Here is a 13,921-nt window from a genome sequence, read left to right as displayed (position 1 = left end):
TCCGTCGCTCGCTGCCGACCATGGCGCGCCGCCGCCGACGCCGGCCGCCGGCCGCCCACTATGGCCGCCCGCCGCCAACCATGGCCCGCCCGCCCACCAACCATGGCCGGGCGCCGGCCAGCAGGCCGAAAACGAACGCACGTCATTTTCGGCGCGTATCTGTCAGCAGAGCAAAGCGTTCCGTGCGGCGCCATTGCGGCAACGCCGGCGCAGGCCGAGCCGCGACGGCGATTGCAGAGCGGCGCCGAGCGGGGAGGCACCGGGCCGCCGGCAATCGACGGCGTTGGCCAGCGCCTGCAACCCGTCCCCAATGGGTGGGCGCGGCCCACCCCGTTTGGGTGGGGTGCAGTAGAGCAGCCACTGCCGACATTTCTTCGAAGTTATCCACAGGCGGCGCCGCGTATCGGGCGTAAGTGATCGACACGGGCATATCGAGATCCATCGCCTGGGTGATTGACGTCGTTAGCCTCTCGGCCATGGCGTCGGGTGGCAGTGCGTGGCGAGGATACGCGCTGACCATCATCGTGGTGCTGGTCGTGCTGGCCACCACTCACGTCTTCAACCCGTGGCCCAAGGTGTGGGCCTGGATCAACACGAGCGGGCCGATCGCCGAGGGTGCGTCGCAGTGGCAGCAGACCATCGGCGGCAGCCCGCAGAGCGTCACCATCGTCAACGACGCGGTCCTGGTCGAGTACCGGACGTCCGTGGAGGCGTACGGGCTGGGCGCCGCGGTCAAGCTGTGGGGCAGCGACGCCGACTGGGCCGCGGTGGCCGGTGAGGGATCGGACGCGGTGGTCGTGACCGGCCGCCTGCTCAAGCACGGCTACCAGGTGGTCGACCCGCGTAGCGGCGCGGTTCGGCGAGCCGACACCGAGGCCAGCGCGGTCTGGACCTATCGCACCGGCATCCTCGACCTGCGCTGCGGCAAGGGCGGCGACTGCGAGCTGACCTCCTGGGACACCAGGGGCAACACCCGCTGGCGGGTCAGCACCGGCGGGATCGGCTTCGTGCTCGACGCCGCCAACCCGGACCTGCCCGACACCAACCCGTTGACCTCGGGCGGGATCGACGACGACGTGGCCGGCCCGCGGCCGATGCCGGCGCTGGTCGGGCTGCCCGACGACGGTAAGGTGCGGGTGATCGACACCGCCACCGGCAAGCTCGTGCAGACGGCCCAGCCGGGCTCGGGACAGCGGGTCGCGGTGGCCGGCGGCCGGGTGCTCACGGTGACCGCGACGGCGGCCGACGGCACCTGCTACTTCGGCGTGGTCGCCACCGATCCGCCCGGCGGCGGCACGGTCTGGCAGCGGGACGGTCTCAACCTGCGGACGGCCGGCAACGGGTCGAGCTGCAAGCAGGACCGCGACCCGGCCGGCGGCGAGGACGTCGTGCTCGGCGTCGACCCGGTCGGCCGGCAGGAGCTGATCGCGGCCCACGACGGGCGGGTGCTGTGGCACGGCGCCAAGGGGGAGGAGGTGGTCGCGGTCAACGACAGCTTCGCGGTGGTGCGCGGCGCCGACAAGGGGACCCTGCGCGGACTGTCGCTGGCCAATGGGCGGACGACCTGGAGCCGGGCGGCGGGAGCGAACGCTTCGGCGGCTCTCACCCCGTACGCGGTGATCATCGCCACCACCAAGCCGGACCGGGTCGTGGCGCTCTCGCCGTCCACCGGCCGCCTGATGGCCGAAGTGCGCACCAGCGCCAAAATTTTCGCCACCGGGCCGGGCGGAATGATCGCCGTCGACGGCCGCGACATGGCCTACCTGCCCTTTGCTTGACCGAAGCGGTGACCGAAGCGGTGACCGAAGCGGTGACCGAAGCAGTGACCGAACTGGTACCGGGACGCGGTGGGAGCGGTTCGCGCGCCGACCGGCCGCTGTCCTAGGCTTGCCCGTCATGAGCAGAGGCGCCGCTTTCTCGTACTCGCCGCTGTTGCCGACCGGCGACGACCTGACCGAGTACCGTCTGGTCACCGACGAGGGTGTGGACGTCGTGCACGGTCCCGGCGGCCGCCGGTTCCTGACCGTCGACTCGGCCGTGATGACCCAGCTCACCGCCGAGGCGATGCACGACATCGCGCACTTCCTGCGGCCCGCGCACCTCTCCCAGCTGCGTTCGATCATCGACGACCCCAAGGCGTCGGCGAACGACCGGTTCGTGGCGCTCGACCTGCTGCGCAACGCCAACATCGCGGCCGGCGGCGTGCTGCCGATGTGCCAGGACACGGGTACGGCGATCGTCATGGGCAAGCGCGGGCGGCACGTGCTGACCGACGGGCTCGACGAGGAAGCCATCGCCCGGGGCGTCTATCAGGCGTACACCCGGCTCAACCTGCGCTATTCCCAGCTGGCCCCGCTGACCATGTGGGACGAGCGGAACACCGGCTCCAACCTGCCGGCCCAGATCGAGCTCTACGCGGAGGACCCGGGCGGCCAGCCCGACGCGTACAAGTTCCTGTTCATGGCCAAGGGCGGCGGCTCGGCCAACAAGAGCTACCTCTACCAGGAGACCAAGGCGCTGCTGAACCCGGCGCGGATGATGGAGTTCCTGGACGAGAAGCTCCGGCTGATCGGCACGTCGGCCTGCCCGCCGTACCACCTGGCGGTCGTCATCGGCGGCACCAGCGCCGAGTACGCGTTGAAGACGGCCAAGCTGGCCAGCGCGAAGTACCTGGACAACCTGCCCCGGCACGGCACGATGGCGGCACACGGCTTCCGCGACGTCGAGCTCGAGGCCGCGGTGCTCGAGCTGACCCGCGACTTCGGCATCGGCGCGCAGTTCGGCGGGCGTTACTTCTGCCATGACGTACGCGTGATCCGGCTGCCCCGCCACGGCGCATCCTGCCCGGTCGCGATCGCCGTCTCGTGCTCGGCCGACCGCCAGGCGCTCGCGAAGATCACCCCGTCCGGCGTCTGGCTCGAGCGTCTCGAGACCGACCCGGCCCGGTTCTTGCCCGACGTCGAGCTGAACGAGGGCCCGGTCGTCCGGGTCGACCTCAACCGCCCGATGGCCGAGATCCGCGCCGAGCTCTCGCAGTACCCGGTGAAGACCCGCCTGTCCCTCTCCGGCCCGCTGGTGGTCGCCCGCGACATCGCCCACGCGAAGATCGCCGAGCGCCTGGCGGCCGGCGAGCCGATGCCGCAGTACCTGCGCGACCACGCGGTCTACTACGCCGGGCCGGCCAAGACCCCCGAGGGGTACGCGTCGGGCTCGTTCGGCCCGACCACGGCCGGCCGGATGGACGCGTACGTCGAGCAGTTCCAGGCGGCCGGCGGCTCGCTGGTCATGCTGGCCAAGGGCAACCGCTCGGCCCAGGTGACCCGGGCCTGCCAGACCCACGGCGGCTTCTACCTCGGCTCGATCGGCGGCCCGGCCGCGCGGCTGGCCCAGGACTGCATCCGCCACGTCGAGGTCCTGGAGTACCCGGAGCTCGGCATGGAAGCGGTCTGGAAGATCGAGGTCGAGGACTTCCCGGCCTTCATCGTCGTCGACGACAAGGGCAACGACTTCTTCGCCGAGGTGACCAAGCCCAACCCGGTGCTGCGGATCGGCGCCCGACCCTGACCACCTCGGTCCGCACCGCCCGGCTCCGGCTGACCCCGGTCGGCCCGGAGGACATCGAAGACCTTCTGCTGCTGTACGGCGATCCGATCGTCGCCCGATGGACCGGTCCCTGGACGCCGGAGTCGGTGGCGGCCTGGGCCGTGGCCATGGCCCGCCGCTGGTCGACCGCCGGCGTGGCCAAGTGGATGGCGCGCGACGTCGCGGACGGTTCGCTCGTCGGCCGGGGCGGCTTCACCCGGATCGAGCTGGACGGCACGACGGTGCTCGAGTTGGGCTGGGTCGTGCGGGACGCGCTGACCGGCCGCGGCTACGCGACCGAACTCGGCCGGGCGGCGATCGCCTGGGCCGGCGAGCACTTCCCGGAGCTGCCGATCGTGGCCTTCACCGAGGTCCACAACGGCGCGTCCCGGGCGGTGATGGAACGGCTCGGCATGCGCCTGGCCGGCATCATCCGGCGGCCCGGCTTGGTCGAGGGCGAGCCGGGCATCCACCCGGACGCACCGTTCGCGCTGTATCGACTCTGATCCGAGGTCGGTTCCCACGAGCTTACAGAGCGTGGTTGAATTTCACGGCTGTAATTTAAAGCGGGCCCGGAAATACTTGGAATCTTGGGCGCAAGCGATCTCTCGACTTCAAAACTAGGTTCTACTTTTCAAGTTTTTCGTGCTTTACTTCAAAACTATGGATGACGCAACGTTCCGATCGTCTCCTGTGGGCTACCTAGTCCAAATTTCCGGATGGGATCCGCGGTTCAACGAGAACTACGACTGCTCGGCCTTCATCCCGGACCCGCTGCCGACGAAGCTCAGCCTGTCTCAGGAGACCTATCTGGCAGTTACCGAGGCGTCGGTGGCGGTGGCGCGCCTTGACCAAGCCGCCTTTCGGCTGCCCAATCCGGGGCTCCTCGCGCGCCCGGCAATCCGGCAGGAGGCCGTCAGTACGTCCGCGCTCGAAGGCACCTACGCGGCGCTTGACGACGTCCTTGAAGCTGACTTCCTCAAACGCAACCAGCTCACCGCCTCTGTTGCGGAGGTGCACAACTACGTCGAGGCGGCCGAACTGGCGTTCGAATGGATCAAGGACAAGCCCATCACGGTCGGGATGCTCGAGCAGTTGCAGAAGATCGTCGTACGGGGGACTCGCGGCGATTCGCATGACGCGGGGCGCCTTCGAACCGGCCAGGTGTTCATCGGCGCGGGCGGCGGTCGGGTGGATGACGCACGGTTCGTGCCGTCGCCCCCGGGGGATCAGCTACGTGCGGGCGTCGACGCGTGGGCGTCGTGGCTCATGGCCAAAGACACGATCCCTCTGGTGATCAAGATGGCGCTGGGTCACTACCAGTTCGAGACGCTGCACCCGTTCAATGACGGCAATGGCCGGCTTGGCCGTCTGGTTTGCGTCTTGCAACTGGCTCACCAGGGCGAGCTGCGGGTACCGGTACTGAACCTTTCCCCCTGGCTGGAGGCACGGCGGCGCCAGTATCAGGATCATCTACTCGCCGTGAGCGCGACCGGCGATTTTGAGCCCTGGATCCGGTTCTTCTCCGAAGCCGTGCGAGCGCAGGCGGTCCGGGGCGTGGAGAAGATCGACGCGCTCCATGACTGGCGAGACACGACGCTGGCGCAACTCCTGGATGCGGACATTCGCGGCGTAGCCGTCCGGATCGTCGAAGACATGTTCGGTTACCCGCTGATCACAGCCCGGCCCACCGCCGAAAGATACGGAGTGTCGTATCAGGCGGCGAACACCGCAATCGGGCGGCTCGTCCAGTTAGGAATCCTGGAGGAACGCACGGGCCGAAGGTACGGACGAGTCTTTGCCGCCCGAAACGTCCTGAATATCATCAACGCTGCCTGACGACGTGCGCCCTCCGGCCTTCTGCAGGGCGGTGGCGGCGAGAAGGCTACGACCCGCAGTAGCCGGCGACCGGGGTCAACCACTCGGTGAACTGGGCCTCGACGGTCTTGTTCAGGTCGGCGAGCGTCTTGACCTTGTCCATGTACCGGCGGTCGGCGGCGCTGCTCTCCAGCTTCGACGCGGAGACCTTGCCGGCCGCCTGGAAGGTCGGGTCCTCGGCCGCGGCCGTCTCCTTGCGAATCTTCGTGGCCGCCGCCTTCAGCTGGCCGGCCGCGGTGGCCTCGGCCTTCTCGGCGTCGGCGGTCTGCTTGGCCTCCTTGTAGGTGACCATCTTGCCCATCGCCGTGCCGAATGCGCGGAGCTCGACCGTGTAGAGCGTCTTGAGCTTGCCGCAGACCTGGGTGGTGTTGGCCGAATAGTCGGGCGCGGCCGGCGTGCTCACCGCGGCCGTCGGCGCCGTACGGGACGGTGCAGCCGCCTCGGGCGTGGCATCCGCGTCGGAGTCGCAGGCGGAGACGGCCAGGATGGCGCCGCCCGCGATCACGGCCAGGATGGCGCGTCGCATGAGGAGATCCTTCTCGTCGGGGGACGTGCGAACCCCGCCGACGTTACGTTCCGCCGCGCGTCCCGTCCAACCGAGAGTGATCATCGCGATACGAGATACGAACAGCCCGCCCGTGTGCGACCACACGGGCGGGCTGCATGTCCCCCGTACCACGTGCGCGCCCCACCGCGCTGGGGCGATGCCTTGGGAACATCCGCGGTGGAGCGACGCCTGTAAATCGTGCCGTCTCGCACTATCAGATCGCTGTCGATCCGCTATCGCTTGCTCGGCTACCCTCGGAGGGCATATTCACGGATCGGAGTGGCTCCCTTGCGGTATCGCATTTTTGGGCCACTGTCCGTCACCGGCGATGGACAGCAAGTGGCGATCATGGCGGAACGTGACCGGGTGCTACCGGCGGTGGCCGGAGCCTGAGCGGGTTGCGTTACCGGATCCTCGGACCTCTCTCGGTCGGCGCCGACGGCGCGCCGGTCGCGGTGGCGTCCGGCCGGGACCGGGTCGTGCTCGCCATGCTGCTGCTCGACCCGGACGGCGTGGTCAGCCTCGGCGAGCTGGTCGACGCGGTCTGGGGCGAGGATCCGCCGTCGACCGCCCGCTCCCAGCTGCAGGCCTGCGTCTCCCGGCTGCGGCGGGTGCTGCCCCCGGAGGCGATCGCCACCGATCCGGCCGGCTACCGGCTGCGGGTCGGCCCGGACGAGCTCGACTCGCTGGTCTTCGCCCGGCTGACCGCGGAGGCCCGGGCCGGCGGCGACGCCGCGCTGCTGCGCCGGGCCCTCGACCTGTGGCGCGGCCCGGCGCTCGTCGAGATCGACAGCCCGGCCGTGCGGCGCGCGGCGGCCGTGCTCGACGAGCACCGGGCCGCCGCCACCGAGGACTGGGTCGACCTCGAGCTGGGCGCCGGCCGCGAGCGCGAGCTGGTCGGCGAGCTGTCCGGGCTGGTCGAGCGGTTCCCGCTGCGGGAGCGGCTGCGCGGGCAGCTGATGGTCGCCCTCTACCGCTCGGGGCGGCAGGCCGACGCGCTCGCCGAGTACCGCCGGGCCCGCGAGGTGCTGCGCGACGAGCTCGGTATCGAGCCCGGCCGGGAGCTGCGCGACCTGCATCAGCAGATCCTCACCGGGCGGCTGCCGGACGTCGAGAGCACGACCTCCCGGGTGCGCTGCCTTCCCCGTACGGTCGGCGACTTCACCGGACGGGACGACGAGGTGAGCCGGCTGGTCGGTGCGATCGACCACGCCGAGTCCGGGTGCCCGGTGATCGCCGTCATCGACGGGATGGCCGGCAGCGGCAAGACGACGCTGGCGCTGCACGTGGCCGCGCTGGTCGGCGACCGCTACCCGGACGCGCATCTCTTCGTCGACCTCCACGGGCACAGCGCCGAGCAGCCGATCGGGCCGGCCGAGGCGCTGCTCGTCCTGTTGCGGCAGCTCGGCGTCGACCCCGAGCGGATCCCGTCGTCGTTCGTCGACCGGGTCGGGCTGTGGCGGACCGAGCTGTCCCGCCGCCGTGCGCTCGTGCTCTTCGACAACGTGGCGTTCAGCGCCCAGCTCGCCGACCTGCTGCCGACCACGCCCGGCAGCCTCGCGCTGGTCACCAGCCGGCGGCGGCTGGCCGGCCTCGACGGTGTTCACCCCGAGTCGCTGGACGTGCTGGCCGAGCGCGAGGCGGTGGCGCTGCTGGCCCGGATCGCCGGCGACCGCATCGAGGCCGAGCCCGAGGCCGCGCTCGAGGTGGTGCGGCGCTGCGGCGGGCTGCCGCTGGCCCTGCGGCTGGCCGGGGCCCGGCTCGCGCACCGGCCGCGGTGGCGGGTCGCCGACCTGCTGCGCCGGCTCGGCGCCTCGGCACTGCCCGAGCTGGCGGCCGAGGACCGCTCGGTGGCCGACGCGTTCGCGGTCTCGTACAGCCAGCTGCCGCCCGGGCCGCAACGGGTGTTCCGGCTGCTCGGCCTCTACCCGGGCGCCGACTTCGACGCGCCGGCCGTGGCCGGGCTGACCGGGCTGCCGATCGACGACGCCCGGGACGCGCTCGACGACCTGGTCGACGTGCACCTGGTCGAGGAGCCCGAGCCCGAGGTCTACCGGCTGCACGACCTGCTGCGCGAGTTCGCGGCCGCGCTGGCCGCCGAGCTGGGGGAGGAGCAGCGCCACGAGGCCCTGGTCGGCCTGCTCGACCAGCAGCTGCACGCGGCGATCGCGACCACGGCCGGCGGGGTGCGGATGAACCTCGACCGCGACCTGCGCTCGCCGGCGCCGCTGCGGCCCGACCTGGTCGAGGCGCTGGACGATCCGGCGGCCCGGCTCGAGCGCGAGCGGCGCAACCTGCCGTTGTTCCTGGATGCGGCGATCGCGGCCGGCCGGCCCGAGTACGCCTGGCAGATCCCGCGAGCGGCGTGGCGCTATCTCTGGACGCGCGGCTACATCGATGACGTGGCGAGCCTTTACCGTACGGCGCTGGCCGTCACCCAGCAGGCGGGCGACCGGTGGGCCATCGCCACCGTGGCCAACTATCTGGCCTCGGCCCACTACCGCCGGGCCGAGGTCGACGAGGCCATCGCGCTGCTCGAGCTGAGCATCCGGATCCGGGAGGAGATCGGCGACCGGGACGGCGTCTCGATCGGCCTCGGCAACCTGGCCGGCATGCACTACCAGGCCGGGCGCTGGCGCAAGGCGATGGAGCTGGTACTGATCGGCGAGCGGCACGCCTCCAACCGGCGGGGCGGCGCCGAGTCGAACACCCGGCTCAACCTGCTGGCGCTGTGCAGCGTCTGCCTCGGCAACATCGACGACGCGATCCGCTACTACCGGCTGCGGCTGCTCGCACAGTCCGAGCTCAGCGACATGACCCAGCTCGTGGACAGCCTGCTCAACCTGGCCGTGCTCAAGCACCGCATCGGCGTGCTGCACGTCGACAAGGCGCTCCGGCAGATCGAGCTGGCGCTTCGGCTCTACGAGCGGGTGCGGTACTCGTACGGCGCGGCCGACGGGCAGGACGAGGTGGCCCGGATGCTGCGGATCGAGGGCCGGCTCGACGAGGCGGTCGACCGGCACCGGCAGGCCATCGCGCTCGCGCTCAGTAACCACGACCCGCATCAGGAGTCCCGGTTCCGCTGCTCGTTCGGGTTCACGCTGCTGGCCCTGGGCGACCGGTCGGCGGCGCGGGAGATGTTCGAGGAGGCATTCCGGCTCGCGCACCAGATGCGGCTGCCCTACCCGGCGGCGCAGGCGCGGATCGGCCTCGGCGACTGCGCCGACGATCCCGGGGAGGCGCGGCGCTTCTGGGAGCTGGCCCGGGACACCTTCGCCGAGCTGGGCGCGCCGGAGCTGGCCGACGTCGAGCGGCGGCTGGCCGCGCTTCGCGGCGACCAGGGTGGCGCGGATCAACTGCAGCCCGCGACCGAGCGAGGGACGATGGTGTCGTGACTACCGAGCAGAGTGGCTATCGGGTCGAAAAAGACACCATGGGCGAGGTCCGGGTGCCGGCCGACGCCCTGTGGCGGGCGCAGACGCAGCGGGCGGTCGAGAACTTCCCGATCTCGGGGCGCGGGCTGGAGCCGGCCCACATCGCGGCCTTGGCCCGGATCAAGGGTGCCGCCGCGCAGGTCAATGCCGCCCTCGGCGTACTGGATGAGGATCTCGCCAAAGCCATCGCGACCGCCGCGGCGCACGTGGCCGGTGGGGGTTACGAGGACCAGTTCCCGATCGACGTCTTCCAGACCGGCTCGGGCACCTCCTCGAACATGAACGCCAACGAGGTCATCGCCACCCTGGCCGCGCGCGAGCTGGGCCGGCCGGTGCACCCGAACGACCACGTCAACGCCTCGCAGTCGAGCAATGACGTCTTCCCCTCCTCGATCCACCTGGCCGCCACCGAGGCCGTCGTCGCGCACCTGATCCCGGCGCTGCGCCACCTGCATGCCGCGCTGAGCGAGAAGGCCGAGGCCTGGGCCGAGGTGGTCAAGAGCGGGCGGACGCACCTCATGGACGCGACACCGGTCACCCTCGGTCAGGAGTTCTCCGGGTACGCGGCGCAGGTCGCGGCCGGGATCGAGCGCATCGAGGCCACCCTTCCCCGCCTGGCCGAGCTGCCGCTGGGCGGCACCGCCGTGGGGACCGGCGTCAACACCCCGCCCGGGTTCGCCCCCGCGGTGATCGAGCGGCTACGGGAGTCGACCGGCCTGCCCCTGACCGAGGCCCGCAACCACTTCGAGGCCCAGGGTGCGCGGGACGGCCTGGTCGAGGCGTCCGGCCAGCTCCGCACGATCGCGGTGAGCCTCTACAAGATCGTCAACGACATCCGCTGGATGGGCTCGGGACCGCGGGCCGGCCTGCGCGAGCTGCGGCTGCCCGACCTCCAGCCGGGCTCGTCGATCATGCCGGGCAAGGTGAACCCGGTGGTGCCGGAGGCGGTGCGCCAGGTCTGCGCGCAGGTCATCGGCAACGACGCGACCGTGGCGTTCGCCGGCACCCAGGGCGACTTCGAGCTCAACGTGATGCTGCCGGTGATGGCCCGCAACCTGCTCGAGTCGATCCGGCTGCTGACCAACGCCGCCCGGCTGCTCGCCGACCGCTGCGTGGCCGGCCTCGAGGCGAACGTCGACGTCGCCCTCGCGTACGCGGAGGGATCGCCGTCGATCGTCACCCCGCTCAACCGCTTCATCGGCTACGAGGAGGGCGCCGCGATCGCCAAGGCCGCGCTCGCCTCCGGCCGGACCATCCGCGAGCTGGTGATCGAGCGTGGTCACGTCGCCGAGGGACGCCTCACCGAGCAGCAGCTGGACGAGGCCCTGGACGTGCTCCGCATGACGCGCCCGTAACCCGGGAGCCGGCCACTTCCAGGAAGTGGCCGCGTCGCGGGCCCGATTAGCGGCCGCTTCCCGGAAATGGCCGCGTCGTGGGCCGGGCGCGCGGGCGGTGCCAGCCGGCCGAGCTGCTCGGGCGTCACCAGATGAAGCCGCATCAGGCCGTCGACGATCGGGACGGCCTCGAGCGGGGTGAGCCATCTCGCCAGGTCACAAGCCGTCCGAGCCGGGGTGGTGGCGAGCATGGAACCGGGCGTCGTCTCGCCGGCGTCCAGGGCGACGTGGTGCACCCGCAGACCACGCTGGGCGCCTATGCGGGCCGGGGCTGGGCGATGACGTGCACGTCGTCGGTGTAGGTCGCCGCGTGCCGCACGCCGTATCGGACGGCCGCCGACCGCCCGGCCAGGACCGTGCCCGGGGGCAGGCGGGCGAGAGCGGCACGGCATGCCAGCTCATGGTCCGGCGCGAGACGGGCATCGGCGTACACGTCGTGGCGGACTTGACCCAGGGCGGGAGCAAGGCTGTGGATAACTCGATTTCGCCGGGTCGCTACCCTTGTACGGTGACGCTCCGCTTGTACGACACCGCGACCCGATCCGTCCGGGACTTCGTCCCGAAGACGCCCGGTCAGGTCGGGATCTACCTGTGTGGTCTCACCGTGCAGTCGACGCCGCACATCGGCCACCTGCGCTCGGCGGTGAACTATGACGTGCTGCGGCGCTGGCTGCTGCACACCAACCACGACGTCACCTTCGTCCGCAACATCACCGACGTCGACGACAAGATCCTCGACAAGGCCAACGCTTCCGGGCGGCCCTTCTGGGCGATCGCGTACGCGAACAAGCTCGTCCTCGACTCGAACTACCGCGACCTCAACGTGCTGCCGGCGACCTACGAGCCGCTGGCCACCGGGCACATCCCGGAGATGCACGAGCTGATCGGCACGCTCGTCGAGCTCGGGCACGCCTACCCGGCCGCCGGTGGGAACGGCGACGTCTACTTCGACGTGCCGTCGTACCGGGAGTACGGCGCTCTCTCCGGGCAGAACCCGGACGAGATGCGGCCGCCGACCGACGGCGGCGAGCCGGACAAGCGCGACTACCGCGACTTCGCGCTGTGGAAGGGCGTCAAGGCCGACGAGCCGCTCGACGCGTCCTGGCCGTCACCCTGGGGCCGGGGCCGTCCCGGCTGGCACATCGAGTGCTCGGCGATGGCCCGGCGCTACCTCGGCGACGAGTTCGACATCCACGGCGGCGGCCTCGACCTGACCTTCCCGCACCACGAGAACGAGATCGCGCAGTCCCGCTCGGCCGGCCTCGGCTTCGCCCGCTACTGGGTGCACCACGCGCTGCTCAACCTCGGCGAGGCCAAGATGAGCAAGTCGCTGGGCAACGTGATCGACGTGGCCGCGGTGCAGGCGATGGGCATCCGCCTGGTCGAGCTGCGCTACTACCTGGCCAGCCCGCACTACCGCTCGCGCATCGACTACTCGGACGAGTCGCTGCGCGAGGCCGCGGTGGCGTACCGGCGGATGGAGGGCTTCGTGCAGCGGGCCGCCGAGGTCGTGGGCCCGGGCCGTCCCAAGGACGTGCCGCCCTCGTTCGCCGCCGCGCTGAACGACGACCTCAACACGTCGGCCGCGCTGGCCGTCGTGCACGACACGATCCGCGAGGGCAACACCGCATTGGCGTCCGGCGACGAGACCGGCATCCGCGGCTCGCTCACCGCCGTGCGGGCGATGCTGGGCGTGCTCGGCCTCGACCCGCTCGACCCGGCGTGGAGCGGCGGCGAGACCAAGAGCGACCTCAAGCCGGTGGTCGACTCCCTGGTCAAGCTGGCGCTGGAGCAGCGGGCGCAGGCGCGGGCCCGCAAAGACTGGGCGGCGGCCGACGCCGTACGGGATCAATTGAAGAACGCGGGAATTCAGGTGGAGGACACTCCGGCCGGGCCGCGATGGACGGTAGGAGAGCACTGATGCCGGGTAACTCCCGAAATGTAAGTAAGCGGACGGTCGCCAAGAAGGGCGCGGTCAAGGGCTCCGGCGGCAAGAACCGGGACAGCCTCAAGGGCCGCGGCCGCACCCTGCCGGCCGACGAGCGGCCCTGGCACAAGGGCTACTCGGGCACCGAGAAACTGCCCGACAAGACCGCCCGCAAGCAGGACAAGGAACGCCGGGCGGCGGCCGCCGAGGGCCGCGCGCCCAAGGTCGGCATGCCCGGCTCCAAGGACACCACGTGGGGCCGCGGCGGCCGCAACACCGGCCGTCCGGTGCCGCAGCGCGGGTTCCCGGGCCGGGGCGGCCCGCGGGTGGCGCCCGGCCGCCGCTCGAACCCCACCAAGGAGGGGCCGGAGCTGCTGCTCGGCCGTAACCCGGTGGTCGAGGCGCTGCGCGCGGCGGTCCCGGCCACGGCTCTCTACGTGGCGCAGGGCATCGACATCGACGAGCGGGTGGCCGAGATCGTCCGCACCGCCGGCGACCGCGGCATCCCGATCCTGGAGATCGGCCGGCACGAGCTCGACCGGATGACCGGCGGCGTGCTGCACCAGGGCATCGGCCTGCAGGTGCCGCCGTTCGCGTACGAGGACTTCGACGACCTGGTCGCCGCGTCGCTCGAGCAGACGGCCCCGCTGCTGGTCGCCCTGGACGGCGTCACCGACCCCCGCAACGTCGGCGCGGTGATCCGGTCGGTCGCGGCCTTCGGCGGCCACGGCGTCTTCATGACCGAGCGCCGCGCCGCCGGCATCACCGCCACCGCCTGGCGGACGAGCGCCGGCGCCGCCGCCCGCGTGCCGGTCTCCCAGGTGGTCAACCTGACGCGGGCCATCAAGTCGGCCCAGAAGGCCGGCTTCACCGCGATCGGCCTCGACGCCGACGGCGAGACCGACCTCTACCAACTGGAGGCCGCCGTAGGCCCGCTGCTGGTCGTGGTCGGCTCCGAGGGCCGCGGCCTCTCCCGCCTGGTAGGCGAGACCTGCGACCTGCGCGTAAGCATCCCCATGGCCTCAGACGTAGAGTCCCTGAACGCCAGCGTAGCCGCCGCCGTAACCCTGGCCGAGGTAGCCCGCCGCCGCACATACGACCAGTAACGCTCGGCCCTTCACGAAGGCGTACGAACGAACGCGGGCGGGCGCCTTCGATA

General features: G+C 71.3%; 10 protein-coding genes. 9 read left to right on the top strand and 1 reads right to left on the bottom strand.

What is annotated here, in order from left to right; translation table 11 throughout:
* The first annotated feature begins 476 nt into the window (after positions 1–476).
* From ACQP2F_RS44230 to ACQP2F_RS44215, 4 genes are all read left to right on the top strand, one after another.
* Complete coding sequence (locus ACQP2F_RS44230) at positions 477–1,778, top strand: PQQ-binding-like beta-propeller repeat protein (RefSeq protein WP_433298712.1); 1,302 nt, start codon at positions 477–479, stop codon at positions 1,776–1,778.
* A 118-nt stretch (positions 1,779–1,896) separates the two neighbouring features.
* The gene (locus ACQP2F_RS44225) at positions 1,897–3,564 is read left to right on the top strand and encodes a fumarate hydratase (protein ID WP_433298710.1); all 1,668 of its coding nucleotides are present in this window, start codon (positions 1,897–1,899) and stop codon (positions 3,562–3,564) included.
* Complete coding sequence (locus ACQP2F_RS44220; protein WP_433307880.1) at positions 3,447–4,088, top strand: GNAT family N-acetyltransferase; 642 nt, start codon at positions 3,447–3,449, stop codon at positions 4,086–4,088. The genes ACQP2F_RS44225 and ACQP2F_RS44220 overlap by 118 nt, the downstream gene beginning before the upstream one ends.
* A gap of 157 nt (positions 4,089–4,245) precedes the next feature.
* Positions 4,246–5,421, top strand: coding sequence for a Fic family protein (locus ACQP2F_RS44215; protein WP_433298708.1), 1,176 nt, complete (start codon positions 4,246–4,248; stop codon positions 5,419–5,421).
* A 46-nt stretch (positions 5,422–5,467) separates the two neighbouring features.
* Here the strand turns inward: ACQP2F_RS44215 and ACQP2F_RS44210 are convergent, their stop codons facing one another.
* The gene (locus ACQP2F_RS44210) at positions 5,468–5,986 is read right to left on the bottom strand and encodes a hypothetical protein (RefSeq protein WP_433298706.1); all 519 of its coding nucleotides are present in this window, start codon (positions 5,984–5,986) and stop codon (positions 5,468–5,470) included.
* Between the two features lie 419 nt (positions 5,987–6,405).
* Between ACQP2F_RS44210 and ACQP2F_RS44205 the strand changes: the two genes are divergently transcribed.
* The 5 genes from ACQP2F_RS44205 to rlmB all read left to right on the top strand — a co-directional run bounded on the left by ACQP2F_RS44205 (position 6,406) and on the right by rlmB (position 13,868).
* A complete protein-coding gene (locus ACQP2F_RS44205; RefSeq protein WP_433298704.1) occupies positions 6,406–9,402 on the top strand; it encodes a BTAD domain-containing putative transcriptional regulator in 2,997 nt (998 codons plus the stop codon).
* 38 nt (positions 9,403–9,440) lie between these two features.
* On the top strand, positions 9,441–10,796 hold the full coding sequence (locus tag ACQP2F_RS44200) for a class II fumarate hydratase (RefSeq protein WP_433307878.1): 1,356 nt from the start codon (positions 9,441–9,443) through the stop codon (positions 10,794–10,796).
* A gap of 131 nt (positions 10,797–10,927) precedes the next feature.
* On the top strand, positions 10,928–11,137 hold the full coding sequence (locus tag ACQP2F_RS44195) for a hypothetical protein (protein WP_433298702.1): 210 nt from the start codon (positions 10,928–10,930) through the stop codon (positions 11,135–11,137).
* Positions 11,138–11,343: 206 nt separating this feature from the next.
* Positions 11,344–12,756, top strand: a complete 1,413-nt coding sequence (cysS, locus tag ACQP2F_RS44190) for a cysteine--tRNA ligase (RefSeq protein ID WP_433298700.1) — start codon at positions 11,344–11,346, stop codon at positions 12,754–12,756.
* A complete protein-coding gene (gene rlmB / locus ACQP2F_RS44185) occupies positions 12,756–13,868 on the top strand; it encodes a 23S rRNA (guanosine(2251)-2'-O)-methyltransferase RlmB (RefSeq protein ID WP_433298698.1) in 1,113 nt (370 codons plus the stop codon). The genes cysS and rlmB overlap by 1 nt, the downstream gene beginning before the upstream one ends.
* Positions 13,869–13,921: the final 53 nt, after the last annotated feature.

It is taken from the genome of Actinoplanes sp. CA-030573, assembly GCF_050951115.1.
Lineage (GTDB): Bacteria > Actinomycetota > Actinomycetes > Mycobacteriales > Micromonosporaceae > Actinoplanes.
The sequence above is the reverse complement of the archived record's forward strand: the minus strand, read 5'-3'. Positions and strand labels throughout refer to the sequence as shown.